The 22,616-nt window shown below is 66.7% G+C and carries 16 protein-coding genes; 8 read left to right on the plus strand and 8 right to left on the minus strand.

Annotated elements, in window-relative coordinates:
- Window positions 1-40: 40 nt before the first annotated feature.
- Window positions 41-2,410, minus strand: a complete 2,370-nt coding sequence (locus ACP7AG_RS13820) for a penicillin-binding protein 1A (protein ID WP_426031517.1) — start codon at window positions 2,408-2,410, stop codon at window positions 41-43.
- Window positions 2,411-2,592: 182 nt separating this feature from the next.
- Window positions 2,593-3,792, minus strand: a complete 1,200-nt coding sequence (locus ACP7AG_RS13825; protein ID WP_426011544.1) for an N-acetylmuramoyl-L-alanine amidase family protein — start codon at window positions 3,790-3,792, stop codon at window positions 2,593-2,595.
- 417 nt (window positions 3,793-4,209) lie between these two features.
- Here ACP7AG_RS13825 and ACP7AG_RS13830 point away from each other — a divergent pair, with 417 nt between their 5' ends.
- From ACP7AG_RS13830 to ACP7AG_RS13845, 4 genes are all read left to right on the plus strand, one after another.
- Complete coding sequence (locus ACP7AG_RS13830) at window positions 4,210-4,428, plus strand: hypothetical protein (protein WP_426011545.1); 219 nt, start codon at window positions 4,210-4,212, stop codon at window positions 4,426-4,428.
- Window positions 4,352-7,075 (plus strand): Rne/Rng family ribonuclease, encoded by a 2,724-nt coding sequence (locus ACP7AG_RS13835; protein WP_426031519.1) that lies wholly within the window; start codon window positions 4,352-4,354, stop codon window positions 7,073-7,075. The genes ACP7AG_RS13830 and ACP7AG_RS13835 overlap by 77 nt, the downstream gene beginning before the upstream one ends.
- A 147-nt stretch (window positions 7,076-7,222) precedes the next feature.
- Complete coding sequence (locus ACP7AG_RS13840) at window positions 7,223-8,653, plus strand: M48 family metalloprotease (RefSeq protein WP_426031521.1); 1,431 nt, start codon at window positions 7,223-7,225, stop codon at window positions 8,651-8,653.
- Window positions 8,654-8,677: 24 nt separating this feature from the next.
- On the plus strand, window positions 8,678-9,412 hold the full coding sequence (locus ACP7AG_RS13845) for a DsbA family protein (RefSeq protein ID WP_426031523.1): 735 nt from the start codon (window positions 8,678-8,680) through the stop codon (window positions 9,410-9,412).
- 646 nt (window positions 9,413-10,058) lie between these two features.
- Here ACP7AG_RS13845 and mfd read toward each other — a convergent pair.
- From mfd to ACP7AG_RS13860, 3 genes are all read right to left on the minus strand, one after another.
- Window positions 10,059-13,526, minus strand: coding sequence for a transcription-repair coupling factor (mfd, locus tag ACP7AG_RS13850; RefSeq protein WP_426031525.1), 3,468 nt, complete (start codon window positions 13,524-13,526; stop codon window positions 10,059-10,061).
- 164 nt (window positions 13,527-13,690) lie between these two features.
- The gene (locus ACP7AG_RS13855) at window positions 13,691-13,984 is read right to left on the minus strand and encodes a succinate dehydrogenase assembly factor 2 (RefSeq protein WP_426011550.1); all 294 of its coding nucleotides are present in this window, start codon (window positions 13,982-13,984) and stop codon (window positions 13,691-13,693) included.
- A gap of 45 nt (window positions 13,985-14,029) precedes the next feature.
- Window positions 14,030-14,701: a hypothetical protein gene (locus ACP7AG_RS13860; RefSeq protein ID WP_426011551.1), complete on the minus strand. Its 672-nt coding sequence runs from the start codon at window positions 14,699-14,701 to the stop codon at window positions 14,030-14,032.
- Window positions 14,702-14,823: 122 nt separating this feature from the next.
- On the opposite strand from ACP7AG_RS13860, the gene ACP7AG_RS13865 reads away from it, so the two are divergent.
- The 4 genes from ACP7AG_RS13865 to mazG all read left to right on the plus strand — a co-directional run bounded on the left by ACP7AG_RS13865 (window position 14,824) and on the right by mazG (window position 20,031).
- Window positions 14,824-16,284: a cobyric acid synthase gene (locus ACP7AG_RS13865; RefSeq protein ID WP_426031527.1), complete on the plus strand. Its 1,461-nt coding sequence runs from the start codon at window positions 14,824-14,826 to the stop codon at window positions 16,282-16,284.
- 78 nt (window positions 16,285-16,362) lie between these two features.
- A complete protein-coding gene (nhaA, locus tag ACP7AG_RS13870; RefSeq protein ID WP_426031529.1) occupies window positions 16,363-17,559 on the plus strand; it encodes a Na+/H+ antiporter NhaA in 1,197 nt (398 codons plus the stop codon).
- A gap of 272 nt (window positions 17,560-17,831) precedes the next feature.
- A complete protein-coding gene (locus ACP7AG_RS13875; protein WP_426031531.1) occupies window positions 17,832-19,223 on the plus strand; it encodes an MFS transporter in 1,392 nt (463 codons plus the stop codon).
- On the plus strand, window positions 19,183-20,031 hold the full coding sequence (mazG, locus tag ACP7AG_RS13880; protein ID WP_426031533.1) for a nucleoside triphosphate pyrophosphohydrolase: 849 nt from the start codon (window positions 19,183-19,185) through the stop codon (window positions 20,029-20,031). The genes ACP7AG_RS13875 and mazG overlap by 41 nt, the downstream gene beginning before the upstream one ends.
- Window positions 20,032-20,047: 16 nt before the next feature.
- Here mazG and ACP7AG_RS13885 read toward each other — a convergent pair whose 3' ends face one another.
- From ACP7AG_RS13885 to hflX, 3 genes are all read right to left on the minus strand, one after another.
- Window positions 20,048-20,542 carry a hypothetical protein gene (locus tag ACP7AG_RS13885; RefSeq protein WP_426031535.1) on the minus strand — a complete coding sequence of 165 codons (495 nt, stop codon included), beginning with the start codon at window positions 20,540-20,542 and terminating at the stop codon, window positions 20,048-20,050.
- Window positions 20,543-20,620: 78 nt separating this feature from the next.
- Window positions 20,621-21,166 (minus strand): lysozyme, encoded by a 546-nt coding sequence (locus ACP7AG_RS13890; RefSeq protein ID WP_426031537.1) that lies wholly within the window; start codon window positions 21,164-21,166, stop codon window positions 20,621-20,623.
- Between the two features lie 81 nt (window positions 21,167-21,247).
- On the minus strand, window positions 21,248-22,588 hold the full coding sequence (gene hflX, locus ACP7AG_RS13895; RefSeq protein ID WP_426031539.1) for a GTPase HflX: 1,341 nt from the start codon (window positions 22,586-22,588) through the stop codon (window positions 21,248-21,250).
- Window positions 22,589-22,616: the final 28 nt, after the last annotated feature.

The following is a 22,616-nucleotide window of genomic DNA, read 5'->3' on the forward strand; positions in this document are numbered from 1 at the left end:
CATAGCCCGCGACAGGAGTCGGCGCAATGACCGACTGGATTTAGTAGAGGCCACCAATGTCTGGAGCCTGGCTCGGCGGCTTGCCGGGGCCCGGCGTCGGTGTCGGGCCGACCTTGCCGTCGGGCCAAGCCGCTCCGTAGGGCTGCGGTCCACTGGCGGCGGTGGGAGCCGTGAACTTCGGCTCGGTGCCGGGTCGAAACGCCTCGCGGACGCCGCGAACCATGGCGAACTTGGCGTTCTTGGGGGCCCTGAACTCGGTCTTCGGCTGGCCTTTCAACGCCTCGCGCATGAAGTCCATGAAGATCGGCACGGGGCCGGTCGCACCCGTCTCGCCCTCGCCCAGCGATCGGTTATCGTCGAAGCCAATGAACACTCCAACCACCAGGCTGGGCGAATAGCCCATGAACCAGGCGCTGCGATACTCATTGGTGGTGCCGGTTTTGCCGGCCAACGGATAACCCAGCGAACTGGCCTGGGCGGCAGTGCCGCGCTGGACCACCCCCTGCAGCATCGAGGTCACCTGGTAGGCGGTGATCGGATCCATGACCTGTTCGCCCAAGGCCGGGATGCGCGGGCTCTCGTCGCCGTTGAAGCCGGCGTCGCAGCGCACGCAGTCGCGCTTGTCGGCGCGGAAGATCACCTTGCCCTCGCGGTCCTGCACCAGTTCGATGAGGTGCGGCTCGACCCGACGGCCGCCATTGACGAAGGGCGTGTAGGCCGTGGTCAGCTTGAAGGGCGTGGTCTCCCCCGCCCCCAGCGCCATGGCCAGCACCGGCGCCATGTCACGGGTGACGCCCGTGCGCTTGGCCATGTCGATGATCTTTCTCATGCCGACGCTCTGGGCCAGGCGCACGGTCATGGCGTTGATCGACTGCTCCAGCCCCTTGCGCAGCGGCAGGGCTCCGTAGAACTTCTTGTGATAGTTCTCCGGGCTCCAATCCTCGCCATTGGCGCCCTTGAAGGTGATGGCGCTATCCACCACGACGCTGGCCGGCGTGTAGCCGTTCTCAAGGGCCGTGGCATAGACGAACGGCTTGAAGGCCGAGCCGGGCTGGCGCATCGCCTGGGTGGCGCGGTTGAAATTGGACAGGGAGAAGCTGTAACCGCCGACCAAGGCGATTACCCGGCCGCTATAGGGCTCCATGGCGACCAAGGCGCCGTTGACGGCGGGGATCTGTCTCAAACGATAGCCCCCGGTGTCGGCTCTCTCCACGAACACCAGATCGCCGGCCTTCAAGCCATTGGTGGCGTTTGCCCAAGCCATGTCCTCGCCAACGATCGCCCCCTCGCCGCCGTCCTTGGCCAAGCGCACGCCGCCCGCGGACGATGTGACCAGCGCGGCGCGCCAGTTGGTCCGTTCGGACGGGGGCTTCAGCTTGATGGCCCTTTCCCAGTCGGTGTCGATCGTCTCGACGTGGCCCCAGGCCCCGCGCCAGCCATGGCGGCGGTCGTACTTTTCCAGTCCCTCCATCAAGGCCACCCGCGCCGCAGTCTGCAGCTTGGGATCCAGCGTCGTACGCATGTAGTAGCCGCCTTCGCTAAGACGCGGGCCCAGCGTGGCGACGCCGCGTTGCCGGACCTCTTCGACGAAATAGTCGGCGTCGCGATACTTGGCTCGGCTGGGCGCGGCCTGGACGACCAGATCCTCGGCCATCGCCTTGCGAGCGTCGTCCTGGCTGACCCAACCGAGGTCGGCCATCTGCCCCAGGATCCAGTCGCGGCGGGCCTTGGCTTTGCCCTTGTTGCGGATGGGATGATAATTATCCGGTCCCTTGGGCAGGGCGGCCAGATAGGCGCATTCGGCCAGGCTCAGTTCGGGCAGCGACTTGCCGAAATAGTTGTAGGCCGCCGCGCCGACGCCGAACGAGCGGTAGCCCAGCCAGATTTCGTTGAGGTACAGCTCGAGGATCTGCTGCTTGTCGAGCGACTGCTCCAGACGATGCGCCAGGATCGCTTCCTTGAACTTGCGTCCCACCGTCGCATCGCTGGTCAGCAGGACATTCTTGGCCACCTGCTGGGTGATCGTCGAGCCGCCTTCAAGGCGTCGGCCCCGCGCGGCGTTGCCGACATTGTTGAGCATGGCGCGCGAGAAGCCGCTGACATCGACGCCGCCGTGCTTGAAAAAGTTATGATCCTCGGCCGCAAGAAAGGCCTGGGCCAGTTGCGGCGGAATCTGGTCGTAGGGGACAAAGATCCGGCGTTCCTTGGAATATTCGCCGATCAGCGTGCCGTCCCAGGCGTAAACGCGGGTCGCGGTCGGCGGACGATAGTCCTGCAGTTCACCGGCGTCGGGCATGTCGTGGAACAGCCAGGCCGCGTAGATCGCGATAGCGAAGCCGGCCACGGCGATCGCGGACAGCACCGTGACGCCGGCGATGGCGATCCATCGGTCTCTGGGCTTCAGATCCACGCAGCCTCCGTCGGGCGACGCACTTTCGCCCGCTCCGTTCGAATCCTCTAGAGCGCGATCAGCAAAAACGTAAGCGGTTTTGCGGTCGCAGGGCCGGGCCAGGTCCGACGCGTCTTCCCTACCAAGGCTCTAGCGCGCATCGGGCGAGGCGCCAACGGCTCTCGCCATCCTCGCGAACCTGGCTAGCGCGCGGCCAGCCGGGTCTGGGCGGCGAAATAGGACTCGATCGAGCTGGCCACGGCGTCCATCAGTCTGCCACGACCGGCTGGGGTCTGAAGCAACTGCTCATCATCGATATTGGTGATGAAGCCCATTTCGAGCAGGACGGCGGGAATGTCCGGCGCCAGCAGCACGATGAAGCCCGCGTCACGGTGGCTGCGACGCAGCAAGGTCGTCTCTTCCCCGACCGATTGCAGCAGGGTCTCGGCGAAGGCGGCGGAGCGGTTCTTGGTGGCGCGTTGCGACAGGTCCAGCAGGATCTGGCTGACCGCGCGGTCGCGCCCAGGCAGGTTGGCCTTCATCAGCCAGTCGTCCTTCTCGAGCACCCGCGCCACGCGCTCGGTGCCCTTTTCCGACAGGGTGTAGACGCTGGCCCCGCGGGTCGTGGCGTCGGGGCCCGAATCGGCGTGCAGCGAGATGAACAGGTCGGCGTCGGCGCGGCGGGCGATCTGCACCCGCGATTCCAAGGGAACGAAGGTGTCGGACTGACGGGTCAGGACCACGGTGTAGCGGCCCGATTTTTCCAGCCGGGATTTCAGCGCCTTGGCGGCGGCCAGGGTGACGTCCTTTTCGGCGGTGGTGGCGCCCGACGAGCCAGGGTCCTTGCCGCCGTGGCCGGCGTCGATGACGATCACCTTCTTCAGGCGGAGGGCTGAGGCCTTGACCGATGCTGACACGAGGGTTGGTCGAAGCGCCGGCGACTGGGCCGCGCCCACTGAATCGGTCGCTTTGAGATCGATGACATAGCGATAGGCCGACGTCCCGTCGCCGGGGGGCAACAGGAAACGGCGGCGAACCTCGGCATTGGCCTTGAGGTCGAGGCGAAGGCGCGCGCCACCCGCAGCCTCGTCGATCGACCAGCGCTCGACAAGCCCCTGCCCCGTACCTTGCAGATCACCGGCGATGGTGACGTTGGGCAGGCCGATCACCACGCGGCGATCTCCGGTTCCGTCGGCCAACAGCTTGCCGGAGGCCGCGCGATCCAGATCGATGACGATGCGGGTCTCGTTGCGGTCGCCGCCGAAGCGGACCTTTTGCACGCCTGCGGCCGGCGCGGGCCCCTGGGCCATAGCCACCGCGACGCCAGCCAGCGCTAAGCCGCCGACGATCATCGCCGCGCGCGCCCAACCCGTTCTTGCCGCCGAGATCAAAACCCTAGCCATGCCCGCCCGTTCGCCCCGCGGCGTTCAACCTAACCAAACCACGATATCTGCATCTTCGAGTAGAGAAACCGTTAACCCACGATGCGACATGGCCGCGCGAACGGCTTCAGTCGAGTGCTTTTCTTTTGTGATGCGTTGTTGCTACACTATGGTCCGCGCGCTGAACGCCCTGATCGTCATGGCGGTAAGCGCGAGTGGTTCCTATCTCGCGGACACTTGCATCCCCTTAGGGTGCAAATCACGTCCGTGGCCGGAATCGCCGGACTGAATTGAGTTTGGGCGCGATTACCAGCGTGAGGCACGAAGCCTTCGTCTGGATCGTCCCGCAGGGCCCGCGTCGGACCCTTAAGCCAACCCTGGCGTCGACGCTCCCTCCGATCCGCGCCCCCCGGCGCGTTTAAGGAACACAGAAACCTCATGGGCTGCGCCGCACCCGACCGCCTCTGGCGACCGACCTTCCGCAACCGCCTTGGCGGTGCGACGGGCGGTGACGTGCGCGCCCTTCATTCATATCGGCGCCCGAGCCCAGCGCTCGCCGTGCGCCGTGGAGATACCCTTTATGTCGAAAAAGATGTTGATCGACGCCGCCCACGCCGAAGAGACGCGTGTGGTGGTCGTGGATGGTACCCGGGTTGAAGAATTCGATTTTGAAAGCCGGACCCGCAAACAGCTCCGCGGAAATATCTATCTCGCCAAGGTGACCCGCGTTGAGCCCAGCCTGCAGGCTGCGTTCATCGAGTATGGCGGCAACCGTCACGGTTTCCTGGCCTTCAACGAGATTCACCCAGACTATTACCAGATCCCGGTCGCCGACCGCGAAGCGCTGATGCGCGACGATTCTCACGATGATGAGGATGACCATCACCATGGCCGTGATGGCGGCAACGAAGGCGACGCCGTCGATGACGAGGACGACGCCGTCGAGGAAGAACTGGCGCGCCGCAAGCGCCGCCTGATGCGCAAGTACAAGATCCAGGACGTGATCCGCCGCCGGCAGATCATGCTGGTTCAGGTGGTCAAGGAAGAGCGCGGCAACAAGGGCGCGGCCCTGACCACCTATCTGTCGCTGGCCGGCCGCTACGGCGTCCTGATGCCCAACACCGCCCGCGGCGGCGGCATCAGTCGCAAGATCACCACGGTCACCGACCGCAAGCGTCTCAAGAGCGTCGTGCAGGGGCTGGACGTCCCGCAGGGCATGGGCCTGATCGTCCGCACGGCGGGCGCCAAGCGCACCAAGGCCGAGATCAAGCGCGACTACGAATATCTGCTGCGTCTGTGGGAAAACATCCGCGACAACACGCTGCACTCGATCGCCCCGGCGCTGATCTACGAGGAAGAAGACCTCGTCAAACGCGCCATTCGCGACATGTATGACAAGGAGCTGGAAGGCATCTGGGTCGAGGGCGAGGCTGGCTACAAGGAAGCGCGCGAGTTCATGCGCATGCTGATGCCCAGCCAGGCCAAGAAGGTGTTCCCGTATCGGGAGCCGGCGCCGCTGTTCGTCAATCACAAGATCGAGGACCATCTGGCCCAGATCTATTCGCCAACCGTGCCCCTGCGGTCGGGCGGCTATCTGGTGATCAACCAGACCGAAGCCCTGGTGGCCATCGACGTCAACTCGGGCAAGGCGACCCGCGAGCGCAACATTGAAGCCACCGCGCTGAAGACCAACCTGGAAGCGGCGGAAGAAGCCGCCCGCCAGCTGCGTCTGCGCGACCTGGCCGGCCTGATCGTCATCGACTTCATCGACATGGATGAAGGCAAGAACAACCGCGCCGTTGAAAAGGTCCTGAAGGACTCGCTCAAGGACGATCGCGCCCGCATCCAGATGGGCAAGATCAGTGGTTTTGGCCTGATGGAAATCAGCCGCCAGCGCCGCCGCACCGGCGTGCTGGAAGGCACCACCCACGTCTGCGAACATTGCGACGGCACCGGCCGCGTCCGCTCGGTCGAGTCCAGCGCCCTGGCGGCGCTTCGCGCTGTCGAGGTCGAGGCCCTGAAGGGCGGCGGCGCCGTCACCCTGAAGGTCAGCCGCCCGGTCGGGATCTACATCCTGAACGAAAAGCGCGCCTATCTGCTGCGCCTGCAACAGACCCACGCGCTGTTCGTCACCGTGCTGGTCGATGACGCCCTGCACCAGGCCGAGCACGATATCGACCGCACCGAGCTGGGCGAACGCCCGGCCCCGCAGATCTTCGCCCCGATCGAGCCGGACCCCGTCTATGAGGACGAGGCGTTCGACGACGAGGAGGACGAGGACGAAGAAGAGATCGAAGCCGAGGTCGAGCCCTCGGATGAGGAGAGCGCCGAGCCGCGCCCTGCCCGTCCGGCCCGCGCCGAGCCGGCTGAGGATGACGCCAACGGCCGTCGCGGTCGTAAGCGCCGGCGTCGCGGCGGTCGTCGAGACGACGCTGAAGAGGCCCCGGCCGAAGCGGCCGGCGTCGAGGACGAGGAAGACGCCGACGGCGTCGAACGCGCCGAGGGCGACATCGAGGGCGAGGACGAGGAGTCCCGCCGCCGTCGTCGCCGTCGCGGTCGCCGTGGCGGTCGTCGTGGCGGCCGCGAGGACGGCGATCGTCCGGCCGACGCCTTCACCTGGGCCCGACCGCGGGTGCCGTTCGGCGAGAACGCCTTTGTCTGGCACGATCCCGAAACCCTGGATGGCGGCCGCGGCGAGCGTCGCCCTGAGCGAGCCGATCGTCCCGAGCGCGTAGAGGCGGCGGAAGCGGTCGCCGCGCCTGTCGCGGAAACCGCCGCGCGTCCCGAACGCGCCGAACGCGCCGAACGCGGTGGTCGCCGTGGGCGAGGCCGTGGCGAACGCACCGAACAGGTGGCCGACGCCTCGAGCGTCGAACGGGCTCCCGCTCAACGGGTCGATGTCGCCGATCTGGAGCCGGCGCCGCTGGCCCCGGCGGTGATCGAAGGTCCGCCGGCCGATATCTGGGTCGAACTGCCGCCGCAGGAAGACGCGCCGAAGAAGGCGCGCCGTCCGCGCAGCCGGGGTCGCAAGACCACCGACGAGGTCGTTGAAACCGTGGAGGCCGAAACCGTGGAGGTCGAAGCCGTGGCGGAAACGCCGGTCGCCGAAGCCACCCCGATCGCCCCTCCGGTGATCGAGGACACGCCGATGGTGGCCGCCGACGTCGAGGTCGTCGCTCCAACCCCAGAGCCCGAGCCGGTCGCTATCGAGCCCGCTGAGACGCCTGTCGCGGTCGAGCCCGATCCGTCCGAGATCCTGACCCCGCCTGAAAAGCCCAAGCGCGGCTGGTGGCGTCGCGGCTGATAAGCCGTGATGAAGGCCGGCGGGGCCCTGGTCCCGCCGGCCTTCATCACTATCTCCGTGGGGAACTCGATCGACCGCTGTTTCCAGGTCGCCGAGAACCGCGTTAGACTGCTGTTTGAGCGCGGGGGCGCGATCAGGAGAGCTTCGATGACCTCCCGCAGTTGGGCGGCTTCCGGCAAGAACGGTCTGCGAACCGGCTCGGCGCTTTCGGCGCTGATCCTGCTCGCGGCCACGCTGACGCCGGCCACGCCGGCTAGCGCCCAGAACGGCGCCTCCCTGATCCGCGACACCGAGATCGAGGAAATCCTGCACCGCGACGCCGACCCGATCTATGCGGCGGCGGGCCTGGACCCAAAGACGGTGCGTATCCTGCTGGTCGGCGACAAGGAACTGAACGCCTTCGCCACCCAGGGCCTGATGATGGGTCTCAACACCGGCCTGATCCTTCAGACCGAGACGCCCAACCAGTTGAAGGGCGTCATTGCCCACGAAACCGGCCACCTGGCCGGCGCTCACCCGCTGCGCTCCGACGAGATGATGAAGGCCGGCCTCAAGCCGATGATCCTGACCATGGGCCTGGGCGTGCTGGCCGCCTTGGCCGGCGCCCCCGACGCCGGGGCCGTGCTGATGGGCAACGCCCAGTATTTCGGCGCCCTGGGGGCCCTGGGCTACAGCCGAGACCAGGAGTCCCGGGCCGACCAGGCCGGCGCGGGCTTTCTGGAGGCCACCGGCCAGTCGGGTCGCGGCCTGGTCGAGTTCTTCGACAATTTCCGCTATCAGGAGGTCTTCGACCAGTCGCGGCGTTTCGCCTATTTCCGCAGCCACCCGCTGTCGGGCGACCGGATCGACGCCCTGCGCGGCCGGGTCGAGAAGCAAGCGCATTACAACGCCGTCGATGATCCGGAGTCCCTGGCCGAACACGAGATCATGAAGGCCAAGCTGGAGGGCTTCATCAATCCCGGCGTGGCGATCGTCAAGTACAAGGAAAACGATCGCGGCTTTCCAGCCCGCTATGCCCGGGCCATCGCCTATTACCAGATGAAGGAGCCCGACCGGGCCCTGAAAATCCTGGAAGGCCTGATCGCCGAGAACCCGAACAATCCCTATCTCTGGGAGCTCAAGGGCCAGATCCTGTTCGAGTTTAACCGTGTCAAGGAGGCCGAAGAGCCCCAGCGCCGCTCGGTGGCGCTGAAGCCTGACGCCGCCTTGCTGCGGGTCAATCTGGGCCAGACCCTGATCGGCCAGAGCGACCCCAAGAAGGTCGAGGAGGGCATCGCCGAACTGAAGCGCTCGCTGATCGACGAGAGCGACAATTCGGTGGCCTGGCGCCTGCTGGCCCAGGCCTATGACCAGCGCGGCGAGGACGGCGAGGCCCGCCTGGCCACCGCCGAGCAGTATTTCAACATGGGCGCCACCCAGGAGGCCCGCGTCTTCGCCATGCGAGCCCGGGAACTGCTGAAGAAGGACAGTGTCGAATGGCGTCGCGCCACCGACATCGTCCTGACCTCCAACCCTTCCAACCAGGACCTCAAGGACCTGGCCAAGGAAGGCGCCGTCACCTCGGGCCTGCGCCGCTAGTCGCCGCCCTTTCCAGAGACCTCCATGCCCTTTCAACGTCCGCTGGCGCTGGCCGCCGCGTCCCTCGCCGCCCTTTCCCTGATCGCCTGCGGCCCGGCCAAGCCGGACAAGGCTTTCGGCGAGAAGGTCCATGCCTATCTCCTGGCCAATCCCGAAGTGCTGATGGAGGTCAGCGCCAAGCTGCAGGAAAAGCAGGCCGGCCAAGCCGCCGAGAAGGCCAAGGACGTCATCGGCAAGTATCGCCAGGCGCTGGAGCGCGATCCACGTGACTTCGTGGCCAATCCGAATGGCTCGATCACCGTGGTCGAGTTCTTCGACTACCGCTGCGGCTACTGCAAGCTGGCCGCGCCGCAGGTGGTGGCGCTGATCCAGCAAAACCCCGACGTGCGGTTCGTGTTCAAGGACTTCGTGATCTTCGGCCATGATTCCGAGGTCGCCGCCCGCATGGTCCTGGGGGCCAAGGACCAGGGCAAGACCATCGCTCTGCATCAGCGCCTGATGGCCGAGAAGAGCCTGGACGCCGCCGCCGTGATTCGCATCGCCGGCGAGGTCGGCATTGATGTCGCCAAGGCCCAGGCCGTGGCGACCAACGCCACCACCACCCAGCACCTGGCCGACACCCACGCCCTGGCCGAGGCCCTGGCCATCGAAGGCACGCCGGCCTTCTTTGTCGGCGACAAGATGATCGCCGGAGCCGACATGGAAGCGCTGAAACTGGCCATCGACAATGTCCGGGCGGGACGGGCGAAGAAGGTTTAGGGGCTCACCCACTTGCCCCCACCTGACCGCTTTGCGGTCTTTCCGCCCCCTCGCCGCGACAGGCGACGAAGTCGCCAGGTGGGGGCAAGTCGGTGTGATCTCACGCCAATCTGGCTGTGAGGCGAATTGGGAAGGGTGCGAAGCGCCCGGGCCTCGCCCGGAATAGCTTTGAGTAGATGTACCGTTTCGACAAGGTCGGACGCTTCGCGTGGCCTTCAGACGGGAGCCATCGAAGCGCGGGGTCTTAACCCGCTTCCGAAGTTGGCCCCCGGCGGGCGGAAGGGCGGCTAACCCCTCCGGACCGTGCGGGCGATTTCAGCCCGCACCTGCCAGCCTGTCCGCCGACCCTGAGCGCCGGGGCTTCGTCACCTGAATGAACCTGCCCCAACTCCAACCCAAGGCGTCTCCTTGACGGAGACACGGCGGACAAGCCTTCCCGCTCGACCACCCCTGAAAGCCGCCTCGGTCGCCGTACGTGCGCCCTCCCCGTGCTTTCAGGTGAGACCAGTATGCGGGCGGTCTGACAGGGGGAGCATAAAATCAGGTCGAGAAAATTCAACGCGTTGAAATCGCGAGACTTTGCTTCCTATCCACCGAGCATTAACGTCTGCTGACGGGGGACATGCGCATGTCCCCAATCGCCGGCTCAGGCGTCCTTGGCCAGCTTGACCAACTGCACGAGGATTTTCTCCGCCGCGTCGAGCCGCCTGGCGGGCGTGTCCCACTCGCCCTTGATCACCACCTTCTGGTCGGGACGCACCTTCCAGACGATGTTGTTCTTGGCCACGAACTGCATCAGCGCCATCGGATTGGCGTAGATGTCGTTGCGGAAGCTGGCGACCGCGCCCTTGGGGCCGACGTCGATCTTGGCGACATTGGCCTCGCGGCACAGGCCCTTGATGGCGACGACCTTGAGCAAGCTATCCGTCTCGGGCGGCAGCGGACCGAAGCGGTCGATCAGCTCGGCGGCCAGGGCCTCGCGGTCGGCGGACTTCTCGGCTTCCGAAAGGCGGCGATACAGCGACAGCCGCACGTTCAGGTCGGGCACATATTCGTCGGGGATCATCACCGCAGCGCCGGTATTGATCTGCGGCGACCAGCCGCGATCCTCGCTGAGGGCCTCGGCCCCCTGGCGCTGGCGCAGCTCGGCGACGGCGTCCTCCAGCATCTGCTGGTACAGCTCGACGCCGATCTCCTTGATGTGGCCGCTCTGCTCGTCGCCCAGCAGGTTGCCGCCGCCGCGTTGGTCCAGGTCGTGGCTGGCCAGCTGGAAGCCGGCGCCCAGGCTGTCCAGCGACTGCAGCACCTTCAGCCGCTTCTCGGCCGATAGGGTGATGGTCTTCTCGTTGGGCGTGGTCAGATAGGCGTAGGCCCGCGCCTTGGACCGGCCGACCCGGCCGCGGATCTGGTAGAGCTGAGCCAGGCCGAACATGTCGGCGCGGTGGACGATCAGGGTGTTGGCCGAGGGAATATCGAGCCCACTCTCGACGATCGTCGTCGCAAGCAGCACGTCGTACTGGCCCTCATAGAAGGCGGTCATCACGTCTTCCAGCTGGGTCGGGGCCATCTGGCCGTGGCCCACCACATATTTGACCTCGGGCACCTGGACGCGGAGGAACTTCTCGATCTCCTCCAGGTCCTTGATGCGCGGCACCACATAATAGGCCTGGCCGCCGCGATACTTCTCGCGCAGCAGGGCCTCGCGCAGGGTCACCGGATCGAAGGGGCTGATATAGGTGCGCACCGCCAGGCGGTCGACCGGCGGGGTGGCGATGATCGACATTTCCCGGATGCCGCTGAGCGCCATCTGCAGGGTGCGCGGGATGGGCGTGGCGGTCAGGGTCAGCATGTGGACGTCGGCCCGCAGCTCCTTGAGCTTCTCCTTGGCCTTGACCCCGAAATGCTGCTCCTCGTCGACGATGACCAAACCCAGGTCCTTGAACGACACCTGCTTGGACAGGATGGCGTGGGTGCCGACCACGATCTCCAGCTGGCCATTGGCGAGGCCCTCGCGGGTCTCGGCGGCCTCCTTGCCGGTGACCAGGCGCGACAGGCGGGTGATCTTGACCGGCCAGCCCTGGAAGCGGTCCTTGAAGGTCTTGTAGTGCTGGCGGGCCAGAAGCGTCGTCGGGCAGACGATGGCCACCTGCTTGCCGCTCATCGCCACCACGAAAGCCGCGCGCAGGGCGACCTCGGTCTTGCCAAAGCCCACGTCGCCGCAGATCAGCCGGTCCATCGGCTTGCCCGAGCCGAGGTCCTCCAGCACGTCGGCGATGGCCGACAGCTGGTCGTCGGTCTCCTCATAGGGGAAGCGGGCGCAGAACTCGTCGAACACGCCGTGCGGCGGCTCAGTCTCTTCCACCGACTTCAGCTGGCGGGCGGCGGCGATCTGGATCAGGCCCTCGGCCATGATCCGCAGCCGTTCCTTGGCCTTGGACTTACGCCCCTGCCAGGCTGCGCCGCCCAGCTTGTCCAGCTGGACGTTCTCGCCGTCGGCCCCGTAGCGGGTCAGCAGGTCGATGTTCTCGACCGGCAGATAGAGCTTGCTCTCGCCGCCATACAGCAGGTCCAGGCAGTCGTGCGGCGCGCCCTGCACATCGAGAGTCTTGAGGCCTTCGTAGCGGCCGATGCCGTGGTCGATATGGACGACCAGGTCGCCAGGGGTCAGGGCGCTGGCCTCGGCCAGGAAATTGGCGGCGCGACGCTTCTTGCGCGGCCGGGCCAGGCGGTCGCCGAGGATGTCGGTCTCGGAGATCACGACAAGCGTGTCGGTCTCGAAACCGTTGTCGAGCGGCAGGACCACGCGCTGCGGGACCTTGGGATCGGCGGCCTTGGCGGCCTGCCAATAGGCGGCGAAGTGGATCCTGGTCAGGCCATGATCGGCCAGCATCATGCCAAGGCGCTCGGACGAGCCTTCCGACCACGACGCGAACAGCACGCGTTTCCCCTGCCCGGCCAGGGTGGTGGCGTGTTCGGCGGTGGCCTGGAAGAGGTTGACGCTGTCCTGGGCCCGCTCGGCGGCGAAGGTGCGACCGAGCTTCGCGCCCATGTCGATGACGTCGAGCCCTTGAGGCTGGAAGGGCGTGAACTTGCGGTTGGGGCGGTTGTCGAGCGCCTGATCCCACTCGGCGGCGGTCAGGTAGAGGGCGTCGGGCTTCAGCGGGCGATAGGCCGACTTGCGGTCGGCCGAGGCGCGGGCGTCATAGGCGTCGGCGATCATCGCCAGGCGCTCGTCGCGGCTCTCGGTGACCTGGTGGTCGACCCCGACCAGGGCCCCGTCCGGCAGATAGTCGAACAGGGTCGCCATCCGCTCATAGAACAGCGGCAGCCAGTGCTCGAGGCCGGCCCGGCGGCCGCCTTCGCTGACCGTTGCGTAGAGGGCGTCGTCGCCCGGCGCGCCGAACTCGCGGATATATCCGCCGCGGAACCGCGAAATGCCCGCCTTGTCGAGCAGGGCCTCGCTGACCGGCAGCAGCTCGACGGTCTTCAGCGACTTGGTCGAGCGCTGAGTCTCGGGATCGAAGGCCCGGATGCTTTCCAGCGTGTCGCCGAACAGGTCCAGTCGCACCGGCTCCTCGGCGGCCGGCGGATAGACGTCGATCACCCCGCCGCGGATCGCGAACTCGCCGCGCTCCGAGACGGTCGAGGCCCGCACATAACCGTTGATCGCGAAATAGCGCTCCAGGTCGGCCACATCGACCACGCCCCCGACCTTGGCCCCGTAGCTGGCCCGTTGCAGCACGGCCTTCTCCGGCACGCGTTGCAGCAGGGCCGGCGCGGCGGTGACCAGGATGGCCGGCTTGTCCTTGCCCAGGCCCTGGGCCAGGCGGTGCAGGGTGGCCATCCGCGTGGCGGCCACGCCGGCCGAGGGGCCGATGCGGTCATAGGGCAGGCAGTCCCAGGACGGGAACAGCACGGCCTCGATCTCGGGGGAGAAGAACTTCAGGGCGTCGATGAAGGCGCTGGCCCGCGCGGTGTCGCGGGCCACGAAGACGGTCAGCCCGCCGCGCGCCCGGGCGATGTCGGCCATCACCAGGGCGTCAAACCCCTCTGGCGCCCCGGCCAGGGTCAGGCCCCCGGCGGCCTTGGCGATCTGTTTGGCGTCGTAGGCCATGCAACTCTTCAAAGATTGATCAGCGACAACGCCGCCGGTGTGACTGCTGTTACTCAAATTCCGCTCATCCCAGCGAATGCCGGGACCCAGATTCGTCCGGGTCGGCATGTGGGTTTCACCTGGGTCCCGGCATTCGCCGGGATGAGCGGTTTAAAAAACTAGGTTCAGGCCCCGTCCCCAACCGGCCGCACGGCGTGGGCCTCATACCGAAAGGTCTTGATAAGGGTCAGGACATCGGTGTCGAACCTGGCCGGCGTCGCTTCCTGACCAACGATCCAGGCGTAGATCTCGCGATCCGACTCCTCCATCAGGGTTTCGAAGGTGTCGAGCTGCTCAGGCGTCAGGTTCGGCCCATGGATATCCGCGAACGGCCCCAGAATGAGGTCCGCTTCCCGAAATCCGCGGTGCCAGGCCCGGAACTTCAGCCGCCGGAGGCGGGAGTCGTGATCGATGGTCATGTGACCGGGGATATAGAGGGGTCCAGGCGTTGGCGCCAGCTATGGTCAGCGATAGATGCCGGTATAACTGAGGCTGCCGCCGCATTGGCATTCGCCAATTTGCGTGACTGTCCACAACCCATTCTTCTGGATCTGGATATCGAAGCCGTTCCCCTCGGAACCCCGATAGCGTGTCTTACCATCCACCATCTCGGCGACGAACATTTCAAGACCCTCATAGAATCCTGGGACGACCCCGCTATCCGGCGGTGATTCAGGAAGAGGTCCGTTGTCGATGTCGAACTTGAAGACCCTCCAGCCACCGCCTAAATCCCGGCTCCAGATCGTCGCACGCGGATAATGGCCGACGCGATGCAGAGACCTGCCGTGGGATAAGGGGAACGGCGCGCCTTGCACCACCTCGTCAAGGCGGTCCTGGTAGCGATAGCGAACGCACTTTGCGTCCTGACACTTCATGAGCTCTATTCGTAGGTCATTCTCGCTCGCGATCGAGACCCATTCATCCACGCGCCGCTGATCGACAAAGGTCTTGAAGACAGCGCGTTCGAGGCCTGCGAGGGCGGAATCGGCGCAAACCCAACCTTCGACCTGCTTCGGGATAGCTCGGCCCGCCAGATAGCGATCGTGACAGCTGGTCGGCGTGACCGCCCCCGCTGGCCGCGCCCCAAGGCTCGCTGACGCCAGCATGGCCAGCGCCAACAACAGATATCGCTTCAACGAGCTCTTCCCAGCAGGCTAGCAACGGAAGCTTCACTAGGCATGGGATGTACGCCCGTCGCAACCCTTGATACGTCCTGCCAGCCACCATACCGGCCGAGTCACGAAGGTAGCCGACAGCCATGGCGTCGCTGATGATCCAGGGCTGTGGTTCGGACGTGGGCAAGTCGACCCTGGTGGCGGGGCTGTGCCGGTTGTTCGCCAATCGCGGGCTGATCGTGCGGCCGTTCAAGCCGCAGAACATGTCCAACAACGCCGCAGTGACCAGCGACGGCGGCGAGATCGGCAGGGCCCAGGCGCTGCAGGCCCTGGCCTGCCGCACGCCCGCGACCGTGCACATGAACCCGGTGCTGCTGAAGCCGCAGAGCGATGTCGGCGCCCAGGTCATCGTTCGCGGCCGGATGGCCGGGACCTATAAGGCCCGCGACTTCCAGGGCCTCAAGCCCGACCTGCTGGCCACCACGGTCGAGAGCTACCGCCTGCTCGCCGCCGAGGCTGATCTCGTGCTGGTCGAAGGCGCGGGCAGCCCGGCCGAGACCAACCTGCGGGCCGGCGACATCGCCAATATGGGGTTCGCCCACGCCGCCGACGTGCCGGTGGCCCTGGTGGGAGACATCGACCGGGGCCACGTGATCGCCGCCTTGGCTGGGGCGCACCTGGTGCTCGACGCCGCCGACCGCGACCGCATCAAGGGCTTCATCATCAACAAGTTCCGGGGTGATCCTTCGCTGTTCGACGAGGGCCGGCGGGAGATCGTGGCGCGCACCGGCTGGCCGGACCTGGGCATGGTTCCCTGGGTCCACCCCGCTCGGGCCCTGCCCGCCGAGGACGCCGTGGTGCTGGAGCGCCGGGCCCGCGCCGACGGCGACAGGCGCGCGCGGATCGTCGTGCCGATGCTGTCGCGGATCGCTAATTTCGACGAGTTCGACCCGCTTCGCGCCGATCCTGACATCGACTTTTCCTTCCTGCCGCCCGGAACACCCGTGCCCGGCGACGCCGATCTGGTGATCCTGCCCGGCGCCAAGGCCACCCTGGCCGACCTGGCCTTCCTTCGCGCCCAGGGTTGGGACATCGACATCCTGGCCCACGTCCGGCGCGGCGGCCGGGTGCTGGGCGTCTGTGGCGGATACCAGATGCTGGGGCGGACCGTGTCCGACCCCGAGGGTATCGAGGGCCCGCCCGGCGCGGCGGCGGGTCTTGGCCTGCTCGACGTCGAGACCGTGCTGCTCGGCGACAAGGTGCTGCGGGCGGCTTCGGGACGGTTGCTGGACGGCGACGCGGCCTTCTCCGGCTATGAGATGCACATCGGTCGCACGACCGGTCCGGGCGTGGCGCGGCCGATGCTGGTGTTCGACGGCGGGGTGGCGGACGGCGCGGTGTCGGCCGACGGCCGGGTGGCGGGGGCCTATGTCCACGGCCTGTTCGAACGCGGCGACGCCCGCGCGGCCCTGCTGGCGCCGCTGGGCGTGGCGGTATCGCCAGGCGACCATGCGTGCAAGGTCGACGCGGCCTTGGACGAGATCGCGGAGGTGCTGGAGCGATCGCTGGATATCGACGCGATTGGGCGGATCGCGGGGTTGTAGCCGTTCGAGGGACTGTTGGCTGGCCACGTCGTTCCTACGCCCCCAAGATCACGCCGTCGATTCTCGCGAGGCCCGCCGATGCCGACCGCTCTCCCCCGCTCCGCCCTGCGGGCCTTTCTTCAGACCAGATCCGCCGGCGGTCTGCTGCTGATGGGCTCAGCCGCCCTGGCTCTGCTCGTCGCCAACTCACCGCTGGCCGACGGCTATTTCCACGCCCTGCATGTCGATATCGCCGGGCTGAGCGTGGCCCACTGGGTCAATGACGGCTTGATGGCGGTGTTCTTCCTGCTGGTCGGGTTGGAGATCAAGCGCGAGATGGTCGACGGCGAGCTCTCGACCTGGTCGCTGCGCGTGCTGCCCGGCGTCGCGGCCCTGGGGGGCATGGTCGTGCCGGCCCTGATCTATGTGGCCATCAATCGCCATGCGCCTGACAACCTGCGCGGCTGGGCCATTCCCGCCGCCACCGACATCGCCTTTGCCCTGGGCGTACTGTCGTTGCTGGGGTCGCGCGTTCCGGCCTCGCTGAAGATCTTTCTGGCCGCCCTGGCGATCATCGACGACCTGGGCGCCATCCTGATCATCGCCATATTCTACACCGATCACCTGACCCTGTGGGCGCTCGGCGGGGCAGCGTTGGCCCTGGGGGTGCTGGTGGCGATGAACCGGCTCAAGGTCGACAGGCTGTGGCCCTATCTGCTGGTCGGGGCGGTGCTGTGGGTGATGTTCCTGAAGTCCGGGATCCACGCCACCCTGTCAGGCGTGATCCTGGCCATGACCATCCCGATCACCCAAATCTCCAGGACGGGGTCGCCGGCCCGGACCGAAGACCGACAGTCGCCGTTGCACCGCCTGGAGCATGGCCTGGCGCCGTGGGTCGCTTATCTGGTCGTGCCGGTGTTCGGTTTCGCCAACGCCGGAGTCGCCTTGGGCGGCATTGGCCCGGCGGCTTTGGTCGCGCCAGCCACCCTGGGCGCGGCCCTTGGGCTGTTCGTCGGCAAGCAGATCGGCGTTTTCGGCTTCAGCCTGGCGGCCATCAAGCTGGGCTGGGCTCAACGCCCGAGCGGCGCGTCGATGCTGCAGCTCTATGGCGTCGCCGCCCTGTGCGGCATCGGCTTCACCATGAGCCTGTTCATCAACAACCTGGCCTTCAAGACCCCCCTCCTGCAGGACGAGACCAAGATCGGCGTGCTGGCCGGCTCCATCCTGTCGGCCCTGCTGGGCTGGTTGATGTTCAGCCTCGCCCGCAAGCCCGCGGCCGACGACACGCGGGGCTAAGACCCATCTCCGGCGAGGATGTCGATCCGGCCGGCGGGCGCACGCCGATCGCCTATGACTGGCACGAAGGCGACATCCGCTGGTCGCGCTATGGCGGAACATGGCGGGACGCAGAGACAGCCTTCGACAGGCCGGCCGTGCGTCTTTCCAAGGATCAGTTCGGTGAAGTGCGCTGAAACGCCCGTTTCACACGCGACTTGCCAGGGGCGCCGACACGGCGTCTGATCGGCGATCATAAACGCGGGGCCAAACCCGCTGCGTGGCGAGGAAGCATGACCGGACGGCGCTCATCCTGGACCCTGGCGGCCTTCGCCGCGCCCTGCCTGCCGCTGGCGGCCCTGGGCCTGCCGCTGGTGGTCTACCTGCCCGAATACTATGTCAGCGAGCTTGGCCTATCGCTGTCGGTGGTGGGCTCGGCCTTCCTGCTGGTGCGGCTGGCCGACATCATCCTGGACCCGATCCTTGGCGGGATGATGGACCGCACGCGCACGCGCATCGGGCGCTTCAGGCCCTGGCTGGCGGCCGGCGCGCCGGTGCTGATGATCGCCGCCTTCGCTCTGTTCATGGCCAAGCCGGGGGTCGGGCCGCTCTATCTGTGGCTTAGCCTGCTGGTCTGCTATCTCGGCTATTCCATGGCCGTGCTGTCGCACACCGCCTGGGGCGCGGTGCTGTCGCCCGACTATCAGCAACGCTCGCGAGTCTATGGTTGGTGGAGCGCCGGCAATGTGGTCGGCATGATCCTGGTGCTGCTGTTGCCGCCACTGCTGGCGATCGCCTTCAAGGGCGACCATGCGGCCGGCATCCATGCCATGGGCTGGTTCATCATTGTCCTGCTGCCCCTGACCTTCGTGCTGGCCATGACCGTGGTCGGCGAGAAGAACGTTCCGCCGGTCAAGCACGAGGCCGGCTTCAAGCAGTATCTGGGCCTGATCAAGCGCCCGTCGGTGCAGAAACTGCTGCTCGCCGACCTGCTGATGGGCTTGGCGCCCGGTATCAGCGGCGCGCTGTTCTTCTTCTTCTTTGAGCGCATCAAGGGGTTCGACAAGGCGACGGCCGGCATCATGCTGCTGGTCTATTTCGTCGCCGCCTTGGGTGGCTCGCCGATCTGGCCGGCCGTCGCCAAGAGGCTTGGCAAGCACCGAGCCCTGGCCATCGCCGCCGTGGTCTACGCCGTCTTCCAGGTGGCTTCGGTGTTCATCCCCCGCGGCTTCAGCGTGATCGGCGTGGTGTCGCTGATCCTGGCCGGCCTGCCCTATTCGGCCGCGCCGCTGCTGGTGCGTTCGATGATGGCCGACATCGGCGACGAGGAGCGGCTGGCCAGCGGCGTCGACCGCACGGGCCTGCTCTACGCCGTCGTCAACGGCACCGTGAAGCTGGGCCACGCCCTGGCGATCGGCGTGTTCCTGTTGCTGGCCCAACTCGGGTTCGACCCCAAGGCTCCCAGCGCCCAAGGCGATGCGGCGCTCATCGGTCTCTTTGGCTTCGTGCCGGCGGTGCTGGCCCTGCTGGTGTGCGCGATCATCCTGCGCTATCGCCTGGACGCGACCGCCCATGCCGAGATCCGCCGTCAGCTCGACGAACGGGACGCGGCCGAGCCCCTCCCCAGCCCGAGCCCGGAACCGCATGTCTCACCCCTCCTCGCGCCCAAGCCCGCCGCTGAATGACTCGCCGCGGGATCAGGGGCACCCGCTCTTCACCCTGATCGACATCATGGCCAAGCTGCGCGATCCCGACGGCGGCTGTCCGTGGGACCAGGAGCAGACCTTCGCCACCGTCGCGCCCTATACGGTGGAAGAAGCCTATGAGGTGGCCGACGCCATCGAGCGCGGCGACTTGGCCGACCTGAAGGAAGAGCTGGGCGACCTGCTGCTACAGGTGGTGTTCCACTCGCGCATGGCCCAGGAGCAAGGCGCCTTCGACCTGGCCGGCGTGGCCACGGCGATCAATGACAAGATGATCCGCCGACACCCCCACGTCTTCGGCGACCATGCCTATGCCGACAAGGCCGACCAGAACGCCGGCTGGGAGGCTTTGAAGGCCCAGGAGCGCCAGGCCAAGGCCAAGGGTGGCGTGCTGGACGACGTGCCAGCCGGGCTCCCTGCCCTGACCCGAGCCGTGAAGCTGACCAAGCGCGCCGCTCGCGTCGGTTTCGACTGGCCGTCCACCGACGAGGTGCTCGACAAGCTGGCCGAAGAGGTCGCCGAGCTGAAGGTCGAGATCGCCGCCGGCGACAAGGCCAAGGCCCGCGAGGAACTGGGCGACATCCTGTTCGTCATCGCCAACCTGGCCCGCAAGCTGGACATCGAGCCCGAGGACGCCCTGCGCGCCACCAACGCCAAGTTTGTCCGCCGCTTTGGATTCATCGAGGCCGAGCTGGCCAAGGATGGCCGCGCGCCGGATCAGTCGGACCTGGCGGAGATGGACGGGTTGTGGGACGCGGCCAAGGCGGCGGAGAAGGCCACGCGCGGATGAGCTGGAGCTCCGCGTCCTAGAACCTGATCCGATTGCAGACCTTGTCGCCTTCCTTGGTCGCGCAAAAGCCGGTCTCCTGCGAGCCTTCCTTCACCACCAGCCAGTGGTCCTTCATGCAGGGCTCGAAGGCCTCTTCGAAGCCCGTTACGCCGGCCTCGAACTTCAGGACCGGCTGGCGATCAACGGCGTAGAACCGGACCATGCCGGTCTTGCCGCCGAAGCTGCTCTTGCCGTTGACCACGCCGCACAGCTGGCGATCATGGGTGGCCCAGACCTGCCCGACCTCGATCGGTCCCGCCTGACGCAGCCTGGCGGTCAGGGCGTGATGGACGGCCCCCCAATCGGCTTGCAGGATCGGCCGAGCCTTGGCCTGGTCGAAATGATCCTTCAGGGCCAAGCCGCCCAACACCAGCGGAATGGCTAGCAACAGACCCACCACCAGCCAGCGAAACAACACCCAGCCGCGCTTCGGCGGCGGCGTCGAGCCCCAGGCCTTGCCTTCAACGATCAACGCCTATCCTCCCACGCGACACAGACTCTAAAGATCACAAGCGTAATCTTTTGCAAGCCCGACTCGCGGGAGCATGGATCAGAACGCCGGCCAGTCGTCCAGCGAGTCGATCTCGCGCCAGGCGCGGACGATGGCGTTGACCGGATCCTTGCCCAGGAAGATCGCCGCCTCTGCCCAGCGGCGACGCAGCAGGCCGACCAAGGGCTTGCCCTCCTGGTTGATCCATTTGCGCATTTCCAGCGGCACGGCGGCCTTGTCGCCGGCGTTGATCTTGCGCAGCATGGTCGAGGCCCCGAGATTGCCGCCGCCCAGATTATAGGTCCAGGAGATCAGGCCCGCAGCCTCCCAGACCAGCAGATCCACCTTGACCCGATTGTGAACGTCCTTGGCCGCGCCCGTCATGTCGCGCAGCAGCAGCTTGACCGCCTGGGCCTCGGTGATGTTCGGGGTGGTGGGCGTCACCGGCTTGTTGGCGCCGTCCCGGATAGAGCCATAGCCTATCGTCCAGGTGCCCCCGGCGATCGCGCCGTTGTCGTCATAGGGGTGGGCGACGAAACCCTCGATCTTCTTGACCACCACGGTCGCCGCATCCGGCACCGACACCCCATCCCAATTCGTGCTCATGACTCGCCTCTCGATTGCAAAGCGCAGAGCTTTCACCGAGACCGCGAGACAGGCAAGCCCCGGAAGAACGGCGTTCGGCGATTAGTCGCTGGTGGCCATGATCCAGACGTCGGGAAACTGACGCTCGAAACGACCCAGGGCCTGGGCGTCGAGACGCGCGATCAGGCGCACGCCACCCTCAGACTCGTCCTCGCGGCTCTCGACCCGGCCATTGCGATAGATCCAGGCCAGGGCTTCGCCGTCCGCCGCCGCCAGTCGCACCGCGACGGGCGGCGTGTCGTCGATCAGGGTTCCGATCCGCTTGAGCAGTTCGGCGCAGCCTTCCCCGGTGACGGCCGAAACCGCCGAAGCGCCGACGCGGCGCGCCTGGCCATCGAGGATCTCGCGAGACTCGCCGTCGACCAGGTCGATCTTGTTCCAGACCTCGATGATGGTCTTGCCGTCCTCGGCCGTGACTTTCAGCTCGGCCAGCACCGCCTGGACGTCGCGGGCCTGGGCGTCGGTGTCGGGACTAGCCACATCGCGCACGTGCAGAACCACGTCGGCCTGCTGCACCTCCTCAAGGGTGGCGCGGAAGGCTTCGACCAGCTCATGCGGCAGGTCTGAGATGAAACCGACGGTGTCGGAGAGGATCGCCGGCCGGCCGTCGGGAAGCTTGACGTTGCGCAGGGTGGGATCCAGCGTCGCGAACAGCATGTCCTCGGCCACGACGGTGGCATGGGTCAAGCGGTTGAACAGGGTCGACTTGCCGGCGTTGGTGTAACCAACCAGGGCTACGGTCGGATACGGGACCTTCTTGCGCTGAGAGCGGTGCAGGGTGCGGGTGCGACGCACCTCGTCCAGCTCGCGCTTCAGCTTGATGATGTTGTCCTTGATCAGACGACGGTCGAGCTCGATCTGGGTCTCGCCGGGGCCGCCGGTGTTGCCGGTGCCGCCGCGCTGGCGCTCAAGGTGGGTCCAGGTGCGGACCAGGCGCGAGCGCTCGTAGTCCAGCCGGGCCAGTTCGACCTGCAGCTTGCCCTCGCGGGTGCGCGCCCGGCGGGCGAAGATCTCGAGGATCAGGCCCGTGCGGTCCACGACCTTGACGTTGAGCGACCGCTCCAGATTGCGTTGCTGGACGGGTGTCAGCTGGTCGTCGAACACCGCAACGTCGATCTTCTCGACCTCGCAGATCGCCGCGAACTCCTCGATCTTGCCCTTGCCGAACAGGGTGGCGGGGGTGACCAGGCGCAGGGGCGCGATCATCGTCTCGACGACGTTGAGGTCCAGCGCCAGCGCCAGGCCGACGGCCTCCTCGAGGCGCACGTTCGGATCGCGCGCCTCGAGAGCCGACTGGCCGCGCGTCGGACGCACGGGATGGATGACGAACGCCCTGAGGACAGGCGTCGCGTGGTCGATGGATTTGGTGGTGGATTTGGTCAAACGGTCCTAAATCAAATATTGGAGCGCG

The sequence above is a fragment of the Caulobacter sp. DWP3-1-3b2 genome (assembly GCF_049896325.1).
Classification (GTDB): Bacteria; Pseudomonadota; Alphaproteobacteria; order Caulobacterales; family Caulobacteraceae; genus Caulobacter.